This window comes from Geothrix oryzisoli, assembly GCF_022808865.1.
Classification (GTDB): domain Bacteria; phylum Acidobacteriota; class Holophagae; order Holophagales; family Holophagaceae; genus Geothrix; species Geothrix oryzisoli.
In genome coordinates, this window is sequence record NZ_JAKZLB010000003.1 from 532,302 (window position 1) to 549,351 (window position 17,050).

Sequence of the window (17,050 nt, forward strand, 5' to 3'; positions counted from 1 at the left end):
CGGGTCCATCAGCATAGCCGGCGACCCCCGGAGAAGCGCCCCGCACGAGCGCCGTTGTCAGGTGCGGGGCTGGCTGGCGCCGTCAGAAGCGGATGCCCGCGTAGATGCCGATCTGGCTCTTGGGAGCCAGGGCCTTCAGGAAATCGGCATTGGAAGAGTTCGTCTCCAGGTCCCTCTTGGCGAGGGGGAAGGCCACCTCGAGCCCGAAGAAGGGCTTCACGACCGGCGAGGGGATCGCGTAGCCGGCGTTCAGGCGGATCCAGACGCGGTTGTAGGTGGTGCTGTCGGAAGTGCCGCCGAAGTCACCGGACAGTTTCTCGGAACGGAACTCCAGGCCGGCCCCGACGGCCACCACGGCCTTGAAGTTGAACATGGCGCCCGCGGACCAGTGATCCTCCTTGAAGGTGCCGACCTCGACGTTCGGTGAACCGCCCAGCGAACCCTTGGTGTTGGCCTTGACCTCCGGCTGGTAGCCCGCGGTGATCTGGAACAGGGCGGGCCCCAGGTCCACCACCGAGTAGCCGAAACGCACCGCGTAGGCCGTCTTGCTGTCGGTCTCCATCCGCAGTGCGCCCAGCGGTGTGTTCGTCTGGGGTGACGGGTACTGCTGCTGTCCGAGGAACAGTCCCACCTCGAAGGACTGGGCGGCAAGAGGAGCGCCGAGGACGAGTGCGAGAGCGATTGCTTTTTTCATGATCGTCTCCTGGTGGGAAGTGGAAAGGCGGGCCATCCTTCCACTTCGAATCAGAAGAGTCAAGGGATCGATCGGTCATGAATTGATCCGCCGCCGGCTCTCCGGACGGTCAGGCTCAGTCCGGGTCCACCTTCTCCACCGCGATCACCATGCGGGTGACCACGGCGGCCAGGGCGCCCACGGCGGCGAACACCGGCAGCAGGGCCGCGCCCACCAGGCCCAGGGTCAGGGGGATCTCGATGAGGGTCTTGCCATCCTCGTTTTTCAGGGTGATCCGGCGGATGTTCCCCTCGTGGATCAGCTCCTTGATCTTGTCGAGGACCTTGCCGCCATCGAGCTTGAATTCCTCCGTGCGGGTGCGGTTCTGCGTATCGGTGGACATGGGTGTCCTTTCAAGGGATCAGGCGCGGATCAGCAGGTGCCGGGCCAGCCAGATCTGGAAGCGGCCCAGCAGCAGGGCCAGATGGAAGGTGAGCGGCACGAGGGCCAGGCCCGCCAGGCCGCAGAGAACCACCGCCAGGCCCGGATGGGCCGTGATCCAGGCGATCCCGCCCAGGTCCCCGGTGAAGCTGGCGCCGAGGTGGAGCAGACGCAGCACCGGTACGGCGAGGAGGGCCAGGCCCGTGATGAGGAGGGTGACGAGCAGGGTGAAGTAGGCGACGCCCAAGGGCAGAAGCAGCACGAAGTAGAGCAGGCTGGTCCAGGTGCGGCGGTCGCCGACCAGGGCCTTGAGCCGCGTCAGCCAGCCTTCCCCGGCCGGGAGCAGGGCCGGGGCCTCCGAGCCGTCGGCGCCGACCAGGGCCTTCAGCAGGTGAACTTCCGCCACGGAGAGCAGGCGCGCGCCGGCCAGGAAGGCCACCGCCACCGGAATGCCGATGATGAGGATGGCCAGGCCCAGGCTCAGGGACAGCCCGGTCACCGCGTAGGTGAAGGTGAGGATGCCGGTGACCATGGAGCCCAGCAGGTAGAGCAGGGTCGTATAGGCGCGGCGGGTGGCCAGGACCTCGAAGAAGCCGGGATGGGGTGGGGACAGCAGTGACACGGGACCTCCAGGACGCTTCCAATCTAGGGGGTGCGGGCAGGCTTGGGGGCGGGAACCGGCGAACGGAAGGCGGGCGTCGGCGAAAGCACGGCCGACCAGAGGCGATCCAGGGTCAGGACCTCAGTCGTCGTAGCAGGGGCCGACCTCCCGGACTTCGACAGTGGCCCACTCCGCGGCGGGGCAGGTCGCCGCGATGGCGACGGCCTCGTCCCGGGTCTGGCAATCCAGGTAGAAGAAGCCCCCGACCATCTCCTTGGATTCGGAGAAGGGACCGTCCAGGAGGGCGGGCCGCCCCTCCCGCACCTGCACCCGGACCCCCTCCCGGTCGGACCGGAGCGAGTTGCTGGCCACGAGCAGGCCGCGGGCCTGCAGGTCCTCCGAAAAGCGCACCATCCGGTCGTAGACGGCATGCCCCTCTTCCGGGGTCCGGCTCGGGCGCTGGGTCCTCGATTCCAAGATCAGCAGCATGTAGGGCATGGGGATCTCCTTCCGGGTGGGGTTGGGAGGCTTGGGTGTGCTCAGGCGTCGCCGCAGGCGGCGGCCCGCGCAAGGAGCAGCTTCCGCTCCCGGTCATTCCGCGTGAGGCTGGCCGCCCGCTGGAACTCGGCCCGGGCTTCCCCGGCGCGGCCCAGCTTCGCGAGGAGGTCGCCGCGGATGCTCGGGAGCAGGTGGTACTCCCTGAGCGAGGGCTCGGAGGCCAGCGTGTCGACGATCTCGAGGCCCGCCGCGGGGCCGGAGGCCATGGCCAGGGCCACGGCCCGGTTCAGCTCCACGATGGGCGAGGGCGTGAGGCGGGCCAGCACCTCATAGAGCGCGGCGATGCGGGTCCAGTCGGTGTCGGCGGCCATGCGGGCGCGCGCGTGGCAGCCGGCGATGGCCGCCTGCAAGGTGTAGGGGCCTGGGGGTCCGCCCAGTGCCAGGGCCTGCTCCAGGGCGGCGAGTCCGCGCCGGATGAGGAGCTGGTCCCACCGTCCGCGGTCCTGGTCGAGCAGGAGGACGGGTTCGCCATCGGGTCCCACGCGCGCCCGCAGCCGGGAGGCCTGGATCTCCAGGAGGGCGACCAGGCCGTGGGCCTCCGGCTCCCGCGGGACCAGCCCGGCCAGGATGCGGCCGAGCCGAAGGGCCTCCTCGCAGAGCCCGGGCCGGATCCAGTCCTCGCCGGCAGTGGCCGAATAGCCTTCGTTGAAGATGAGGTAGATCACCTCCAGCACCGAGGCCAGACGGTCGTGGAGCTCGGCCCCACGGGGCCCCTCGAAGGGAACCCGCGCCTCGGCCAGGGTCCGCTTGGCGCGGACGATGCGCTGCGCAACGGTGGGCTCCGGCACGAGGAAGGCGCGGGCGATCTCCTCGGTCGTCAGCCCCCCCAGCAGCCGCAGGGTGAGCGCGGTCCTGGCCTCGGGCGAGAGCCGCGGGTGGCAGGCGATGAACATGAGCCGCAGCAGATCGTCCCCGATGGGATCGTCCAACTCGGCGTGGAAGGCCTCCATGGCCGTCTCCTGCTGGGCCTCGAGCTCCCGACCCAGCTCCTCGTGCTTCCGCTCAGCCAGCTTGATCCGCCGCAGCCGGTCGATGGCCCGGCGCTTGGCCGTGGCCATGAGCCAGGCGCCGGGATTCTCGGGGACCCCCGTTTCGGGCCACTGTTCGAGGGCGGCGACGAGGGCATCCTGGGCGAGCTCCTCCGCCAGGTCCAGGTCGCGCACCATCCGCAGGAGTCCCGCGATGAGCCGGGCGGATTCCATCCGCCAGACGGCGTCGATGGCTCGATGGGCGTCGGATGTCGTCACATGGGAATCAGACCAGCTTTGTCAGGGGGCCGCAACCTCCCGATACGGACTCCGCCTTGTTGGGCGAGGGGGTAGGCGCAGCTGGCCGGAAGGTGGCGATCAACCTCGGATCGCCGCTTCGATGGAGGCGATGTCGATTTTCCTCATGGGCATCATGGCCTCGAACGCGCGCTTCGCGGCTGGTCCGCCCCTGGCCATCGCCTCGGTCAGGATGCGGGGCGTGATCTGCCAGCTGATGCCCCACTTGTCCTTGCACCAGCCACATTGGCTTTCCTGGCCGCCGTTTCCGACAATCGCGTTCCAGTACCGATCCGTTTCCTCCTGGTCCTCCGTCGTGATCTGGAACGAAAAGGCTTCGCTGTGCTTGAACTGAGGCCCGCCGTTCAATCCGATGCACGGGATTCCGGCGACCACGAACTCCACCACCAGGGTGTCGCCCGCGCTTCCATCTGGATAGTCGGAAGGGGCCTTGTGGATGGATCCGAGATGGCTCTGCGGGAAGGTCTCGGTGTAGAAGCGCGCAGCTTCTTCTGCGTCACGCTCAAACCAAAGACAGATCGTGTTCTTGCTCATTTCGAAGCCTCCTGTCGGTCGGTACGGTCGGGGAAGGTCTTCAAGGGCCCAGCGACCTTGTAAGTCGTGAAGAGGATGCCGGACGGGAAGGCTTCGGTGCGGACCAGCTCGAAGGACCGTGGCGGGGTTCCCTCCGCAAAGAAGCGCTTCCCCGTGCCCAGCAAGACCGGATAGACGGCCAGCAGGACTTCATCCGCAAGCCCATGCTCGAGCAGCGTCGATGTCAGGGTGGAGCTGCCTGAGAGGATCAGGTCCGGGCCGTCCTGGGCCTTGATGTGGCGGATGCCCTCGGCGACGTCCGGCCCAAGGCCCTCGAACGGGCCCCATTCAAGGCTTTCCGGACGGTGGGTCACCACATGTTTTGTAGCCGCATTGAGGCCGTCCGCCATCGGGCTGCTCGGCGCCTTCGGCCAGTAGCCTGACCAGATATCGTAGGTGCGACGGCCAAGCAACAGATCGAAGCTCCCGCCGTACGCCGCCAGCATGGCATCCCGGCCAGCGGGTGTCCGATAGGGCGCGGTCCAGTCGCTGTAGGGGAAACCGTCGTCATCGGCGGAATGCTGGATCACGCCGTCCAGCGACATGTGTTCGATGATTCGGAGTTTTCTCATTTGGGCTGATTCTCATGGGGGACCGCGGCCGGATCCATCCACACCGCCTCCCAGACGTGCCCGTCAGGATCGGTGAAATCGCGGCTGTACATGAAACCAAGATCCTGGATGGGGTTGATGTCAGACACCCCGCCATTCGCGGCTGCCGCGGTGTTCATCGCATCCACCGCCTCGCGGTTCTCGCATGAGACGGCGAGCATCACCTCGCTGGAGGTTGGTTGGGGGATGGCCCGGGCGGTGAAGGCGCGCCACTTGGCATGGGTCAAGAGCATCACGTAGATGGCCTCGCTCCATACCATGCAGGCCGCCGTCTCGTCCGAGAACACAGGATTGTTGGTGAAGCCGAGGGACGTGTAGAACGCCATCGACGTCTTGAGATCGGTGACGGGCAGGTTCACGAAAATCATTTTTGGCATGGGGTGCTCTCCTTGTTGGCGTGGCTGGGATGGGGCTGGTGCGCCTAGGCCTTCTGGGCGATCTGGGCGCGCAGGCGTTCTTCCTGCTCCCGCAACTCGGGGGTGAACTGAGGGCCGAAATCCTCCGCTTCGAAGACCTGGCGGAGCTCGATCTCGGCCGACTCGCCTGTGGGATTGGGGCAGCGCTTGATCCATTCGACGGCCTCCGCCATCGACCGGACCTGCCAGAGCCAGAAGCCGGCGATCAGCTCCTTCGTCTCGGTGAAGGGCCCGTCGATCACGGTCCGCGCCGCGCCGGAGAACCGAACCCGCACGCCCTTCGAGCTGGGGTGGAGCCCTTCGCCCGCGAGCATCACGCCGGCCTTCACCAGCTCATCGTTGTAGCGGCCCATGTCGGCCAGGAGTTTCTCATCGGGGAGGACGCCCGCCTCCGTGTTCTGGGTCGCCTTGATCAGGACCATGACGCGCATGTTCATTCCTCCTTGGAAGGGCTGAGGTTGGGAAGGTCGATCGTCCGGAGCGGAAGGAGTGCCCCCAGTCGCGCATCCCGCAGGTACAGCCCTCCCCAGACCAGCGCAGCCACATAGGTCGGGAAGAGGATGTGCGAGAACAGGGGATCACCGACCCGCACATGGGTGGCGACCGCGCCGCCCAGGTAGCCGGTGAGCAGGATGGCCCCGAGCACGGAGGTCCTGGGAACCGCGTAGAGCACGACGCAGGTGAGCAGGGTGAGGCCGAGGGGACCCGCGACGTTTTCCGAGTAGCCGAGCTTGGCGCAGGCCTCGAGGACCGGCGGCAGCCGCGCCAGCTTGGCGATGCCGTCGAAGGCCAGGAACAGGACCGGCAGGGTGCTGAGGATGCGGCCCGCCCAGAGCCATCGGGTCCGGGTGGGGGCGGGTGGGGTGCTGGTGGGCATGGGGCCTCCGCGGGGCGCTTCAGATGGAACCGCGGGGTGGCGTCCGCACAGGATGGCGGCAGGTCCCGGGTTCTACTCATGCGTCGAACGGGAGGCGGTGGAATCGACAGGCTTTGAAACTTTTTTCGAGATTAATTATCAAGTCTTTTGTTTGATGCAAATAAATCCAATGCATTCCCGTCAGTGGCCTTCGTTCGTCTTCCCGGAAGGGGAGGGTGGAGGTGCTCAGCCCAGGGTGGGCACCCGCCAGAGGGCCAGCTCTTCGCCCAGGGAGGGCACGGGCAGCAGGCCGTTCTCCACGGCGCCGTCATCGCTCTCGGCCTCGCAGAGGTAGGCGGCGATGGCGCCCAGGGGCTGGTCCGTGGGCACCAGCGACCAGCCGGCCGGGGCCTTCCGCGGTGCGTGGCGCCAGGATACGGAGAGTTCGCCCACGGCGGCGGCTTCGAGGATGGCCCGTCCCCCTTCGGAGGCCAGGGCCTCCACCACGGGCACCTCCACCTCGAAGGTGCCCAGGGCCTCCTGGAGGGCGAGCCCGTGCAGGCGCAGGTGGGCGGCTACGGAGGGCGGCACCAGGTAGGCGGCGGGGCGCTCCACCACCAGGCTGCCCACAAAGCGGCCCAGATGGGGGATGGTCACGCTGCTGGGCGCGCCCTCCAGGGTGCGGGGAGTGCGCGTGAGGATCTCGACCGGCCGCTCGAAAGGCTTCAGCTCGTAGCGCACGGCGATGTGGCTCCGGGGCGTGCGGCTCTCCGCCACGGTCTGCACTACCTCGTCCCGGTGGGCCGCCACATACTTGAAGGTCTCCAGCATGAAGGCGTAGGCCGTGCGGACGCGCTCGGCGAAGGAGATGTACGAGTAGCACTCCAGCAGCAGGTCCATGCGGCTGGTGAGGCCGCGGTAGTTGCTGCCGAAGCGCGGGTGGTGCGGGTAGGTCATCCAGCCCTCCCGCACGGAGGCGCCGGGCTCGGCGTCCCGGTCCGCGTCCAGGGCCCGCTCGTCCTCCACGAAGTTGCCGTACCAGCCCGAGTCCAGGCCGTGGTTGGCCTTCAGGGCCGCAGTGACGGGCGGCAGCAGCCGGTTCCGCATGTACTCGATGGGCTCGCCCCGGCCGCTCTCCACCGTGTGGGGGATGTCGTAGGTCATGGAGAACCGGTGGACCGAGCCGTTCGTCGCGTGGTTGTCGATGGTGAGGTCCGCCGCCCAGGGCTGGCACACGCGGGTCTGGAGCAGGCGCATCTCGGCGCCCTCGTAGCGCAGGTAGTCGCGGTTCAGGTTGATCTTGGCGGCGTTCACGCGGGTGCCCACGCCGGTGTCCGGCCCCAGCTGGCCCGTGAGCTTGGGCAGGTGGAGCCTGCGGTTGCCCGGGTCGATGGCATCGTTGCCATCGGGGTTGAAGAGGGGGACCACCACCAGCGTGAGGCTGTCGAGGATCTGGCCCGCATCCAGGCCCGGCTTACCGTCCAGGAGGTCGCGCACCAGCATGAGGCAGCCTTCCTTGCCCTCGACCTCGCCGGCGTGGATGCCGCTGATGACGAGCACCACGGGCCGGCCCAGGCTGCGGGCTTCCTCGGGGGTCGTCACGCCGTGGGCGGACAGCACCAGCAGGGGCAGCTCGCGGCCCTGGGGGCTCGTGCCGAAGGAGGTGACATGCAGGCGCTTGTCGCCCTTGGCCTCCAGGCCGGCCACGAAGGCCATCACATCGGCGTGGCGGCTGGTCTCCTCGTAGCGGGTGGCTTCGGCGCGGGTGAGCAGGGGCATGGGGACTCCGGACTGGGAGAGGCATTCTCTCGCCGGGGAGGCGCGGGGGCCAGTCTTTCGCCAAGGCGGGGGGAAGGCGGGATCAGAGGCTCCGTTTCAGGACTTCCTGGCCCATGTGGGACACCCGGTAGCGGCCGATGGCCCGTTCGCGGATGAGGTCATGGCGTTCCAGGTAGGCCAGGTCGGCGTCCGTGGCGCCCGCCTTGATCAGGTGGTCCCGGGGTACATCCGGATGCTTGGCCACCACCTGGAGCAGGGTGAGCTGGCGGGCGGTGATGGGGTCGGCCATGGAGGCTCCTAGCCGCTGGTCTGTCGGCGGTAGCTGGGGCGATGCAGGTCGCTGATCTGCACGGTGAGGTTCAGCCGCATGCCTTCGGCGCTGCGGGGGAATGATCTGGCGAGGACGGCCAGCAGGGCCTCGCTGAGCTGGGCCTTCACGTCATCCGGCCGCCCCGCCAGGAGCTGCACGTCCAGGGTCACGAAGGCCCGGTCCGGGGCCCCGTCCGCCACGAGGAAGGTGGCATGGCGGAAGACGCGGCTCTTGAGGTCCTCCTCCCGGAAGAGGCCCGTGGCCACCAGGGTTCCGTGGATCTCCCGCAGCAGGGCGGTCCAGTCGGGCTGGTCCAGCAGGTTGTCCGAGGCTTCGAGGATGCAGTGGGGCATGGCGGGTCCGGGGGCTCCAGAGGCAGGTAACGGATGCTACCGCCGATGGTCGGGTCGGCGCTGGATCCGTTTCGCGCCGCCCTTGTCCCAGTAGCTGGTCTCCTCCGCGAAGCAGATGTTCTCCAGATCTGTGACGCGCTCCTGGAGGCAGGCCTGGGCATCCGTGATGGCCTGGTTGTAGATGGCCGGCCCGATCTCCTTCAGGCAGAAGGTGAGGAAGGTGCCCGCCCCCAGCTCGCCCAGGCTTTCGCCGTACTCTTCGGCCACGAAGCGCTGGATGGCGCCGTGCAGGCGTTTCTCGGTATCGGTGGAGAGCTTGATGTCCAAGGGGGCCTCGCGGGATCGTTTCTGCCCTCCAGTGTGGCTGCGGTTGACCGGGGGCGAAACGATGCCCAGGGGGCCATCGGGCCGCGGACGGATGGAGCCCGCTCCTCCACCGGAGTAGAGTCAGGCATGTCCCAGCGGGTCCTCCTCACCGGTGCCACCGGATTCATCGGTCGGAACCTTCATGGTCCGCTGGTGGAGGCCGGTCATGAGGTCCGATGCCTGACACGAAAGCCTGGGGAAGCCAGGCGCCTCTGGCCTGATCGACTCTGGGTCGAAGGCGATATCGGCGAACCCGCCTCCCTGGCCTCGGCCCTGGAGGGCTGCGATATCGCCTACTATCTGGTGCATGGCATGGGTTCCCACGGGCCGGGCTGGGCCGAAGCGGAGCTTCGCTGGGCCGGGAATTTTGCCCGGGCCGCAGGCTTTTCGGGGGTTCGCCGGATCATCTACCTGGGGGGTGTCGCCCCCCAGGGACCGCCCTCGGAGCACCTGCTCTCCCGCCTGAATACCGGCGAAGCGCTGCGAGCCGGTCCGGTGCCCACGCTGGAACTCCGGGCGGGCATGATCATCGGAGCCGGCAGTGCCTCGTGGACCATCGTTCGGGACCTGGCCGCCCGCCTGCCCGCCATGGTGCTCCCCGCGTGGCTTGCGCACCGGAGCGAGCCCGTGGCCCTGGAGGGCGTCCTGGCGGCCCTCCTGGCGGGAGCGCACATCGGGCTTCCGGAAAGCACCTGGTGGGACCTCCCTGGTCCGGAAGCCCTCTCGGGGCGGGAGATCCTTCTGCGCCTGGCGGCGGTCATGGGCCGGAAGCCGTTGCTCCTGAAGATCCCGCTCATCACCCCGCGCCTCTCGTCCCACTGGATCCGACTGGTGACACGCGCGGATGACGCGGTCGCGCGGGAACTGGTCGAAGGCTTGACCTCAGACCTGCTCGCGACCCGACCCGGCTACTGGGAGGCGGCCGGCCTTCCGCCTCCGGTGGGACTGGAGGAGGCCGCGCGGCGGGCCCTCGCCGCCGAGGCTGGGACCCTTTCCCGAGCGGGGAGGGCGGCGGAAACCCTGGCGGGATGGCTCACGCCGCGGAACCGCCCCCGGCAGGGGAAGGTGCCCCCGGGGGAGGCCCCATGCCCTTGATCACCCGCAGCCAGGTTTCCATGGACGCTCCTCTGGGCCCGGACGGCCGGCTGCTCTTCGTGACGCGGGCGGCGCGGATGTTCTCGTACGGGTTCCTGTCCGTGGTGCTGGTGCTCTACCTGGCGGGGCTGGGCTTCAGCGAGGGGCGCATCGGCCTGCTGCTCACGCTGACCCTGGTGGGCGACACGCTCATCTCGCTGTGGATCACGCTCCACGCGGACCGCCTGGGCCGGAAGAAGATGCTGATGGTCGGCGCGGCCCTCATGATGGCCGCGGGCATCCCCTTCGCCCTCAGCGGCGACTTCACGGTGCTGGTGGTGGCGGCCACCTTCGGCGTCATCAGCCCCTCGGGCAACGAGGTGGGCCCCTTCCTGGCCATCGAGCAGGCGGCCCTCTCGCAGGTGCTGCCCGAGCAGCGCCGCACGGGCGTCTTCGCCTGGTACAACCTGACGGGCTCCTTCGCCACGGCTCTCGGGGCCCTGGCCGGGGGCTGGTCCGCCCAGGTCCTCCAGGCTGCCGGCCACACCCCGGTGGCCAGCTACCGGGTGCTGGTCTTCGCCTATGCCGGTGTGGGCCTGCTCCTCGCCGCGCTCTTCACGCGGATGTCGCCGGCCGTGGAGGCGCCGCCAGCCGCGGCCCAGGCCAGCCGCTGGGGCCTGCATGCCTCCAAGGGCGTGGTCCTGCGGCTGTCGGCGCTGTTCTCCCTGGACGCCTTCGCCGGGGGCTTCGTCATCCAGAGCATCGTGGCCTACTGGTTCCACGTGAAGTTCGGCGTGGCGCCGGGGGCCCTGGGGTCGATCTTCTTCGCGGCCAACGTCCTGGCGGGTCTCTCCAGCCTCTATGCCGTGAAGCTGGCCGGGAAGATCGGGCTCATCCGCACCATGGTGTTCACCCACGTGCCGTCCAACGTGCTGCTGATCCTCGTGCCGCTGATGCCGAACCTGCCCCTGGCCGTGATGATGCTGCTGCTGCGCTTCAGCATCTCGCAGATGGATGTGCCCACGCGCCAGGCCTACACCATGGCCGTGGTGGCGCCGGACGAGCGCTCCGCCGCCGCCGGCGTCACCGGCATCGCCCGCACCACCGGCGCCGCCATCTCGCCCGTGCTGGCCGGGCCCCTGCTCGCGGTGCCGGCCCTGGCCGGAGTGCCCTTCCTCATCGCCGGCGGCCTGAAGATCCTCTACGACTGGCTGCTCTACCGGAGTTTCCGGTCCTCGGAAGTCGGCAAGGCGGACAGAACCTGAACTGGACAGCTGGTGTCCATGGGATGGCGGAAGACTGGAGCCTGCCATCCCTGGAGGCACCCGTGACCGCGCTCATCCTGGACTACTTCGGCGATTGGAGGACCCGCCTCCTCACCTGCCCGGTCTGCGGGTGGACGGGCACCTTCGAAGATGGCCTGACGGAGATCTATGATTCCCTGCAGGACTGCCAGTGCCCCGGCGAGCACCGCTTCGCGGACCGGCCCATGCTGGCGGTGCTGCCCTACCCGACGCTGGACCAGTGGCAGGCCCACGCGGCGCAGCTGTCCCCGGGAGAACGGGCCTACATCGGCCAGATCGAGAACGGCCGGGAGCGCTTCAACCGCCTGAAGCTGCGGCTGGCCAGCCAGCTGCCCGACCTGCCGGGTTCCGCCCTGGACCTGGCCTGGGATCAGGAGGGCGACGATCTGGTGATCCGCTGGGGCACCTGCGAAGTCTGGCGCGAGCCGGTGCGCTACGAGGCCCTGTGGCGCTACGAGCAGATCCTGGCCCTGCTCCAGGCGAAGTACGGCCCCCGCCTGCGGGACCTGGTCCCCACGCCGGCCGCCGAATACCACCTCTACGGGGACAAGACCGCCTATCCCGCCGCCATCCAGCGCCTGCGGGGGCGTCTCCGCCAGGCCTGGCAGGCCGCCGGAACTGCTTCGCTTGGATAATCATTGCATGGTATTAAATTGGATTAAAACGGTTTAACAATCGTGTTACAACATAAAAAATACTAGGTATGGACAATGAATGAGGACTACCCTCGGGACCGCCCTCCGGAGGTGGGCTTCCATGAAGCATTCCCTCTTCTCCCCGTTCCCGGCCTTCCGGCTGGCCTTTCTCTTGGCCCCGGCCCTGCTGGCGCCGAGCTTCACGGCCCTGCGGGCCCAGGGCGGCCCCCAGCCGCCGCCCCCGCTCATGATGTTCTACCGCGAGGAGGTCAAGCCGGGCCACGGCGCGGCCCACGCGGCCACGGAGGCCGCCTGGGGCCGCGTCCTCGCCAAGGGCAAGTCCACGGACCACTACCTCGGCATGAGCTCGCTCACCGGGCCTTCCGAGGCCTGGTTCATCATGGGCTACGGCTCGTACGCGGACTGGGAGGCGAAGCACAACGAGGGGGACCACAACCCGGCCCTCAAGAAGGAGATCGACGCCATCTCCATGAAGGACGGCGACCACCTCGGCGGCACGCGCAGCTTCCTGGGCACCCTCCGCAAGGACCTGAGCTACGGACCGCCCGTGGAGATCGGCAAGATGCGGTACATGCGGGTGCGCACCTTCCGCATCAAGCAGGGCATGGGCCCGGCCTTCGAGGAGGGCGTGAAGATGGCCCTCGCCGCCTACGAGAAGAGCCACTTCCCGGCCTCCTTCGCGTTCTACGAGGTGGAGGCCGGCACCTGGTCCCCCACCTTCGTGGTGCTGCGTCCCATGAAGTCCCTGGCGGACATGGACGCCATGGATGCCGCCAATAAATCGTTCCTGGACGCCCTGGGCGAAGCGGGCCGCAAGGCCATGCAGAAGACCTTCACGGAGACGGTCAACGGGGTGGAGAACCAGCTCTTCGCCTTCGACCCCAAGCTGAGTTATCCCTCGTCCTCCGTGGTCGCCAGCGATCCCGCGTTCTGGGCGCCCAAGCCCCCGAAGGAACCCGCGAAGTAGGGTCCGGTCCTCAGCTGTCTTCGGTGTCCCGAGGCGGATCTTTCTTCTCCGCCGCGGGTTTCGCGAAGCGCTGGGCCCGCAGGTGGAAGTCGTCGGTGAAGACGCGGCGCACGGGCGGGGGCGGGGCGGCGTCGGCCACCTGTTTCGCCCGGCGCACGCGCCACAGGCCCCAGGCGGCGGGCAGCAGCAGGAGCACCGGGTACTCGAGCAGCACGCGGAGGAGTGTCAGGCGGAACTGGGTGGGGCGCAGGCCATCCGCGTACCAGGCGTCGAGGATCCACACCTCGTCCTCGGGGCGCAGCTCCGCGGCTTCGGCCTTGGAGAGGTTGAGCACCCGCTCCGCGTCATGGTGCTTCACGGTGGCGAAGTCCGTGATCTGGCTGTCCGGGTTGCGGTCCACGCTCACCACCTGCACCTTGGCGACACCCGGCAGCTGCGCATGGCAGAAGGGGTTCAGCGCCAGCAGGAAGAGCTGCACCAGTCCGATCCACAGGACCGCGCCCACCACCGCCCAGAGGGCGATGAGGACGGACCAGCGGATCGCAGGGCGGGAGAGGAACGGCATGGGGCGAGTATCCCAGGAACCGGCCGTGGAGCGGAAAGCGGAACCCGGAGGGGCCCCCGCGCTTCTACTGTCCCCCGTCAGCCTCCACCGCCACCGGGGTTTCCAGCGTGACGGGCCGGGGTTTCGGCAGGCGGTCCAGGAAGGCGGCGATGGCCTGGACCGCGGCGTCGGGGCGGGTCTGGAGGAGCCAGTGGGGGCCCTGGAGCCGCACGACATCCAGGTTGGGCAGGTGGCTGCGGAGCCAGTCCGTGGCCGCCGGTGGCACCAGCCGGTCCTGGGCGGCGACGAGGGCGAGGGTCGGCACCTGGATCCGCCCCAGCAGGGGCGTCTGGTCCACGGTCACCACCGACCGCAGGCGGCCCTTCAGAGTGGCGGCGGGCACCTGCGGAGCCAGGGTCTGCGCCAGGTCCATCAGGGCGGGGGTGGCCCAGCGGCCCAGCAGCAGGTAGCGGAGCAAGGCGAGGGGCAGGCGGCCCGGCAGGAGCCCGAGCAGCGTCACGGCCCAGGCCAGGCCGGGGCGGGGGTTCCGGGCGAAGGTGCCGCAAAGCACGAGGCCCACCAGGCCCTCCGGCTGCTCCACCGCCAGGGCCATGGCTACGGGGCCCGAAAAGGATTCCCCCAGCAGGAGGTAGGGCCGGCCCCGGGGCAGCTGAACCCGGGCGAAGTGCAGACAGGCCGCGTAGGAAGTCAGGCCCTCCGGATAGCGCACCACCCGAGCCTTGAAGCTGCCGAGGGCCTTCACGAATGGCTCGAACATCAGCCCCGTGCCGTCCATGCCCGGCAGCAGGACCAGGAGCGGGCGCTCCACGGGGGCCTGAGGGGGATCGGAAACCGGAAGGGACATAGGGCAGTATCCCAGCTTCAGGGAGGACCGTGACCCGCCCCGCCGCGCCCTCCACCTTCGCCCACTTCCTTCCCACGCCGGCCTCGGCTCAGAGGCAGAACTCCGAGGTGTGGAGGAAGGCCCGCGGCGCCATCCCGACCGCCGCGACGACCTGCCGGATGAAATGCGCCTGATCGTAGTACCCCGCCTCGAGGGCGAGCTGGGTCAGGGGCGAGCCCTGGCGATGTGCCCGGAGGGCGCGCCGCAGCCGGAGGAGGGAGGCCAGCTGCTTGGGCGAGGCTCCGACGCCGCGACGGAACCGTTTCTCCAGTCCGTCGACGCTCAGCCCGAGGTCCCGGGCGAGGGGGCCGACGCGCATCGCGCCCGGGTCGGCGTGGATGGCCCGCAGCGCCGCGCCCACGAGGGGATCCGCCTGCCAGGCTTTGCGCGCCCTGCGCCGGAGCAGGAACTGTTCGAGGGCGTCCACCCGTTCCCGGTGGGTCCAGGCCGCCCGGATGCGGGCCGAGGCCGCCTCGACCTCCCGGGGGTCCATGAGTTCCTCGAGGGCGACGGTGGCTCCGAAGAGCTGCTGCAGGGGCGGGTCGAAGAAGGCACCGGCGGCGCCCGCCCGGAACTTCGCCAGGATGATCCCGCTGCCGGCGCTGGTGAGCATGCGCCGGGCCGTGGCCCGCAGGCCCGTCACCACCTGGTCCGGGACGATGGCCCGGGCCGGTCCGTCCACCAGGCTCGAGGAGCCCGAGTAACGGAAGCCCAGGATCAGGCCCGTCTCCGGGACGAGCAGCTTCTCCATCGCCGCGCCCACCTCGATGATCTCGAAGGCGCGGACGAAGGGGGCGAGCGCCTCGCCGGGAGCGAAGGAGTGGACCTGCATGGAGTGATCCTACCCCTGCCCGGAGCCACTGAATTCATACAAGTTCCCAATGGTCGTCGCGACAAGAATCAGGGGGCGGCGCGGGCCTTCCGCCCGCCCCCAAGGAGCCCTCCCATGTCCACCTTCACCTTCGATTTGGATCGCGAACCCGGCCTCTACTTCCTGCACGACTGCTTCGTGGTGCCCGAGGCCAATCGGGCGGCGTTCACGAACCGGATGGAGCAGAACCTGGCCTTCATCCGGACCCTGCCGGGTTTCCGCGGCCACCTGGTCCTCGAGCAGCGGGACGGCGCTTCCGCCTTCAACCTCGTGACCCTTGCCGCCTGGGCCAGCCGCGAAGCCTACGAGGACGCGGGCCGGGAGGTCCGAGTCCACTACCAGCGGCTCGGGTTCGACCTGCCTGCGGCCCTGAAGCGCTGGGGCGTCGAGATGGTGCGGGGGACCTACCAGGCCGCCGCCATCAGGACTTCCCGGCCGTGAAGCCGCCGTCCACCATCAGGAGGGCGCCGGTGGTGAAGCTGGCCTCGTCGCTCAGCAGGTACAGCACGGCGTTGGCGACTTCCTCCGGGCGGCCCAGGCGGCCGAGGGGATGCAGGTCGACGAGGGCCTCGAGGGCGTTGGCGTCCAGCGCCGACAGCAGCGGCGTGTCGATGTAGCCGGGGCCGACGGCGTTCACCCGCACCCCCTTGGTGGCGGCTTCGAGCGCCAGCGTGCGCGTGAGGTTCACGACGCCGCCCTTGGCGGTCGAGTAGGCCGCGGTCATGGTCTGGCCGAACAGGCCCAGGATCGAGGCGCAGTTGACGATGCTGCCGCGGCCCTGCCGGTACATCTGGCGCAGCGCGGCGCGCGCCACGCGGAACACGCCGGTCAGGTTGATGTCGATCACCCGCAGGAAGGCGGCGTCGGAGTAGCTGTCGGCGGGATTCATGCCGCCGACTCCCGCGTTGTTGAACACCCCGTCCAGGCTGCCGAACTGCGCCACCGTATCGGCGATGAGCTGGTCCACCTGGTCGGTGGAGGTGACATCGCAGGGCAGGAAGAGGCAGCGGCCGGGGTGGTGCTCGTCCAGTTCCTGGGCGCGCAGTCCGCCGGCGGGGCCGGGCAGGTCGGCCAGCACGACCTGGGCGCCCTCCTGCAGGCAGCGCTCCACGGTGGCCAGCCCGATGCCGCTGGCACCGCCGGTGACGAGAATGGTCTTGCCCTTCAGGCGCATGGCAACCTCCTCGGTGGCGTGGCAGGGCAGAGCCTGGGGAAGGTCCTTCCCGGCGAGAAACATCTGGGGATGGTGGGAAAGCTGGTTCCTCAGCATCGGCCTACCACGGCACCATTCTTCGCTCTGGCGGGCCCCGGAGCCACAAAATTTCCGGGAAGACCCCGCCGGGAACCCGCGGAACGCCGCGGATCGGGGCTACGGGCGGGCCACGATGAGGGAGCGTAGATAGCGGACCAGAACGGGCACGATGATCATGGCGCCGAGGACGATCCACATGGTGGTGTTCGGGTCGCGGATGTAGGCATTCAGGCGCAGGGTGGTGATGGCGATGACGGCGTAGTAGAGCATGTCGCCCGCGATGGCGAAGCCCCAGCCCGCCAGGAAGCCGTGGCCCGCGGCCAGCGCCGAGGCGCGGCCGGTCATGGGATCCACGCCGAACGCGATCAGGACCAGGGCGATGGGGCCCGCGCCCGTGCCGCCGACGTGGGCCGCGCTGCGGGTCATGGCCTCCTTCAGCGCCGCGCCGAACCGGGCCAGGAAGGGGACCTTCCCCGCCAGGAGGACGAGCAGCCGGAGGATGGGCTCGAAGGCCAGGGCCAGGAGCACATCCGAGGCGAAGTAGAGCCCCGCGGTGGTGGGCCAGGCCAGGCCCTTGGACCGGGCCAGCAGCACGCCGGCGGGGATGCCGCCCCCGACGGGAAGAAGGAAGAGCAGCAGCACAGACCCCATGGGG

At 69.2% G+C, this 17,050-nt stretch carries 24 protein-coding genes; 5 read left to right on the forward strand and 19 right to left on the reverse strand.

From position 1 onward, the window contains the following. Positions 1 to 82 precede the first annotated feature (82 nt). From MLE43_RS10515 to MLE43_RS10580, 14 genes are all read right to left on the reverse strand, one after another. Positions 83 to 694, reverse strand: coding sequence for a hypothetical protein (locus MLE43_RS10515; RefSeq protein ID WP_243303747.1), 612 nt, complete (start codon positions 692 to 694; stop codon positions 83 to 85). Positions 695 to 809: 115 nt separating this feature from the next. Continuing rightward, positions 810 to 1,076: a DUF4342 domain-containing protein gene (locus tag MLE43_RS10520; protein WP_243303750.1), complete on the reverse strand. Its 267-nt coding sequence runs from the start codon at positions 1,074 to 1,076 to the stop codon at positions 810 to 812. An 18-nt stretch (positions 1,077 to 1,094) separates the two neighbouring features. Further along, positions 1,095 to 1,736, reverse strand: a complete 642-nt coding sequence (locus MLE43_RS10525; protein ID WP_243303752.1) for a sensor domain-containing protein — start codon at positions 1,734 to 1,736, stop codon at positions 1,095 to 1,097. A gap of 120 nt (positions 1,737 to 1,856) precedes the next feature. Further along, positions 1,857 to 2,213 carry a YciI family protein gene (locus MLE43_RS10530; protein WP_243303755.1) on the reverse strand — a complete coding sequence of 119 codons (357 nt, stop codon included), beginning with the start codon at positions 2,211 to 2,213 and terminating at the stop codon, positions 1,857 to 1,859. A 41-nt stretch (positions 2,214 to 2,254) separates the two neighbouring features. Next, positions 2,255 to 3,475, reverse strand: a complete 1,221-nt coding sequence (locus MLE43_RS10535) for an RNA polymerase sigma factor (protein ID WP_275976193.1) — start codon at positions 3,473 to 3,475, stop codon at positions 2,255 to 2,257. A gap of 144 nt (positions 3,476 to 3,619) precedes the next feature. Further along, positions 3,620 to 4,093: a VOC family protein gene (locus tag MLE43_RS10540; protein WP_243303759.1), complete on the reverse strand. Its 474-nt coding sequence runs from the start codon at positions 4,091 to 4,093 to the stop codon at positions 3,620 to 3,622. Then, positions 4,090 to 4,704, reverse strand: coding sequence for a dihydrofolate reductase family protein (locus MLE43_RS10545; RefSeq protein WP_243303761.1), 615 nt, complete (start codon positions 4,702 to 4,704; stop codon positions 4,090 to 4,092). Before MLE43_RS10545 ends, MLE43_RS10540 begins: the two co-directional genes overlap by 4 nt. Continuing rightward, positions 4,701 to 5,120: a VOC family protein gene (locus MLE43_RS10550; protein ID WP_420843187.1), complete on the reverse strand. Its 420-nt coding sequence runs from the start codon at positions 5,118 to 5,120 to the stop codon at positions 4,701 to 4,703. Before MLE43_RS10550 ends, MLE43_RS10545 begins: the two co-directional genes overlap by 4 nt. Before the next feature lie 44 nt (positions 5,121 to 5,164). Then, the gene (locus tag MLE43_RS10555; protein WP_243303764.1) at positions 5,165 to 5,590 is read right to left on the reverse strand and encodes a YciI family protein; all 426 of its coding nucleotides are present in this window, start codon (positions 5,588 to 5,590) and stop codon (positions 5,165 to 5,167) included. Positions 5,591 to 5,592: 2 nt separating this feature from the next. Then, a complete protein-coding gene (locus MLE43_RS10560) occupies positions 5,593 to 6,036 on the reverse strand; it encodes a DoxX family protein (protein ID WP_243303766.1) in 444 nt (147 codons plus the stop codon). A 225-nt stretch (positions 6,037 to 6,261) separates the two neighbouring features. Next, positions 6,262 to 7,794: a M14 family metallopeptidase gene (locus MLE43_RS10565; RefSeq protein WP_243303768.1), complete on the reverse strand. Its 1,533-nt coding sequence runs from the start codon at positions 7,792 to 7,794 to the stop codon at positions 6,262 to 6,264. Positions 7,795 to 7,876: 82 nt separating this feature from the next. Beyond that, complete coding sequence (locus MLE43_RS10570) at positions 7,877 to 8,083, reverse strand: hypothetical protein (protein ID WP_243303769.1); 207 nt, start codon at positions 8,081 to 8,083, stop codon at positions 7,877 to 7,879. Positions 8,084 to 8,091: 8 nt separating this feature from the next. Further along, a complete protein-coding gene (locus MLE43_RS10575; RefSeq protein ID WP_243303771.1) occupies positions 8,092 to 8,457 on the reverse strand; it encodes a 5-carboxymethyl-2-hydroxymuconate Delta-isomerase in 366 nt (121 codons plus the stop codon). A gap of 36 nt (positions 8,458 to 8,493) precedes the next feature. Further along, a complete protein-coding gene (locus MLE43_RS10580; RefSeq protein ID WP_243303774.1) occupies positions 8,494 to 8,784 on the reverse strand; it encodes a DUF2164 domain-containing protein in 291 nt (96 codons plus the stop codon). A 126-nt stretch (positions 8,785 to 8,910) separates the two neighbouring features. Here MLE43_RS10580 and MLE43_RS10585 point away from each other — a divergent pair, with 126 nt between their 5' ends. The 4 genes from MLE43_RS10585 (at position 8,911) to MLE43_RS10600 (ending at position 12,824) form a co-directional block, all read left to right on the forward strand. Then, positions 8,911 to 9,918 carry an NAD(P)H-binding protein gene (locus MLE43_RS10585; RefSeq protein ID WP_243303776.1) on the forward strand — a complete coding sequence of 336 codons (1,008 nt, stop codon included), beginning with the start codon at positions 8,911 to 8,913 and terminating at the stop codon, positions 9,916 to 9,918. After that, positions 9,909 to 11,162, forward strand: coding sequence for an MFS transporter (locus MLE43_RS10590; protein ID WP_243303777.1), 1,254 nt, complete (start codon positions 9,909 to 9,911; stop codon positions 11,160 to 11,162). Before MLE43_RS10585 ends, MLE43_RS10590 begins: the two co-directional genes overlap by 10 nt. A 62-nt stretch (positions 11,163 to 11,224) precedes the next feature. Next, on the forward strand, positions 11,225 to 11,836 hold the full coding sequence (locus tag MLE43_RS10595; RefSeq protein ID WP_243303781.1) for a hypothetical protein: 612 nt from the start codon (positions 11,225 to 11,227) through the stop codon (positions 11,834 to 11,836). Positions 11,837 to 11,957: 121 nt separating this feature from the next. Continuing rightward, a complete protein-coding gene (locus MLE43_RS10600) occupies positions 11,958 to 12,824 on the forward strand; it encodes a hypothetical protein (protein ID WP_243303782.1) in 867 nt (288 codons plus the stop codon). A 10-nt stretch (positions 12,825 to 12,834) separates the two neighbouring features. On the opposite strand, the gene MLE43_RS10605 is transcribed toward MLE43_RS10600, so the two are convergent. The 3 genes from MLE43_RS10605 to MLE43_RS10615 form a co-directional block, all read right to left on the reverse strand. Further along, entirely contained in the window at positions 12,835 to 13,389 is a 555-nt protein-coding gene (locus MLE43_RS10605) for a hypothetical protein (protein WP_243303784.1), read from the reverse strand. Positions 13,390 to 13,453: 64 nt separating this feature from the next. Further along, positions 13,454 to 14,233 (reverse strand): alpha/beta fold hydrolase, encoded by a 780-nt coding sequence (locus MLE43_RS10610; protein ID WP_243303786.1) that lies wholly within the window; start codon positions 14,231 to 14,233, stop codon positions 13,454 to 13,456. Between the two features lie 88 nt (positions 14,234 to 14,321). After that, entirely contained in the window at positions 14,322 to 15,104 is a 783-nt protein-coding gene (locus tag MLE43_RS10615; protein ID WP_243303788.1) for a helix-turn-helix domain-containing protein, read from the reverse strand. A gap of 114 nt (positions 15,105 to 15,218) precedes the next feature. Between MLE43_RS10615 and MLE43_RS10620 the strand changes: the two genes are divergently transcribed. Then, positions 15,219 to 15,584: an antibiotic biosynthesis monooxygenase family protein gene (locus tag MLE43_RS10620; RefSeq protein WP_243303790.1), complete on the forward strand. Its 366-nt coding sequence runs from the start codon at positions 15,219 to 15,221 to the stop codon at positions 15,582 to 15,584. Here MLE43_RS10620 and MLE43_RS10625 read toward each other — a convergent pair. Then, complete coding sequence (locus MLE43_RS10625; RefSeq protein WP_420843197.1) at positions 15,565 to 16,317, reverse strand: SDR family NAD(P)-dependent oxidoreductase; 753 nt, start codon at positions 16,315 to 16,317, stop codon at positions 15,565 to 15,567. The genes MLE43_RS10620 and MLE43_RS10625 overlap by 20 nt on opposite strands. Positions 16,318 to 16,512: 195 nt before the next feature. Next, positions 16,513 to 17,046, reverse strand: a complete 534-nt coding sequence (locus MLE43_RS10630) for a hypothetical protein (protein ID WP_243303793.1) — start codon at positions 17,044 to 17,046, stop codon at positions 16,513 to 16,515. Positions 17,047 to 17,050 lie beyond the last annotated feature (4 nt).

Bases quoted from the DNA above. Each gene is read 5' to 3' on its own strand.
- MLE43_RS10515 (WP_243303747.1), bottom strand. From the start codon at position 694: ATGAAAAAAGCAATCGCTCTCGCACTCGTCCTCGGCGCTCCTCTTGCC.
- MLE43_RS10520 (WP_243303750.1), bottom strand. From the start codon at position 1,076: ATGTCCACCGATACGCAGAACCGCACCCGCACGGAGGAATTCAAGCTC.
- MLE43_RS10530 (WP_243303755.1), bottom strand. From the start codon at position 2,213: ATGCCCTACATGCTGCTGATCTTGGAATCGAGGACCCAGCGCCCGAGC.
- MLE43_RS10535 (WP_275976193.1), bottom strand. From the start codon at position 3,475: ATGGAATCCGCCCGGCTCATCGCGGGACTCCTGCGGATGGTGCGCGAC.
- MLE43_RS10540 (WP_243303759.1), bottom strand. From the start codon at position 4,093: ATGAGCAAGAACACGATCTGTCTTTGGTTTGAGCGTGACGCAGAAGAA.
- MLE43_RS10545 (WP_243303761.1), bottom strand. From the start codon at position 4,704: ATGAGAAAACTCCGAATCATCGAACACATGTCGCTGGACGGCGTGATC.
- MLE43_RS10550 (WP_420843187.1), bottom strand. From the start codon at position 5,120: ATGCCAAAAATGATTTTCGTGAACCTGCCCGTCACCGATCTCAAGACG.
- MLE43_RS10555 (WP_243303764.1), bottom strand. From the start codon at position 5,590: ATGCGCGTCATGGTCCTGATCAAGGCGACCCAGAACACGGAGGCGGGC.
- MLE43_RS10560 (WP_243303766.1), bottom strand. From the start codon at position 6,036: ATGCCCACCAGCACCCCACCCGCCCCCACCCGGACCCGATGGCTCTGG.
- MLE43_RS10565 (WP_243303768.1), bottom strand. From the start codon at position 7,794: ATGCCCCTGCTCACCCGCGCCGAAGCCACCCGCTACGAGGAGACCAGC.
- MLE43_RS10570 (WP_243303769.1), bottom strand. From the start codon at position 8,083: ATGGCCGACCCCATCACCGCCCGCCAGCTCACCCTGCTCCAGGTGGTG.
- MLE43_RS10575 (WP_243303771.1), bottom strand. From the start codon at position 8,457: ATGCCCCACTGCATCCTCGAAGCCTCGGACAACCTGCTGGACCAGCCC.
- MLE43_RS10585 (WP_243303776.1), top strand. From the start codon at position 8,911: ATGTCCCAGCGGGTCCTCCTCACCGGTGCCACCGGATTCATCGGTCGG.
- MLE43_RS10590 (WP_243303777.1), top strand. From the start codon at position 9,909: ATGCCCTTGATCACCCGCAGCCAGGTTTCCATGGACGCTCCTCTGGGC.
- MLE43_RS10600 (WP_243303782.1), top strand. From the start codon at position 11,958: ATGAAGCATTCCCTCTTCTCCCCGTTCCCGGCCTTCCGGCTGGCCTTT.
- MLE43_RS10605 (WP_243303784.1), bottom strand. From the start codon at position 13,389: ATGCCGTTCCTCTCCCGCCCTGCGATCCGCTGGTCCGTCCTCATCGCC.
- MLE43_RS10610 (WP_243303786.1), bottom strand. From the start codon at position 14,233: ATGTCCCTTCCGGTTTCCGATCCCCCTCAGGCCCCCGTGGAGCGCCCG.
- MLE43_RS10615 (WP_243303788.1), bottom strand. From the start codon at position 15,104: ATGCAGGTCCACTCCTTCGCTCCCGGCGAGGCGCTCGCCCCCTTCGTC.
- MLE43_RS10620 (WP_243303790.1), top strand. From the start codon at position 15,219: ATGTCCACCTTCACCTTCGATTTGGATCGCGAACCCGGCCTCTACTTC.
- MLE43_RS10625 (WP_420843197.1), bottom strand. From the start codon at position 16,317: ATGCGCCTGAAGGGCAAGACCATTCTCGTCACCGGCGGTGCCAGCGGC.
- MLE43_RS10630 (WP_243303793.1), bottom strand. From the start codon at position 17,046: ATGGGGTCTGTGCTGCTGCTCTTCCTTCTTCCCGTCGGGGGCGGCATC.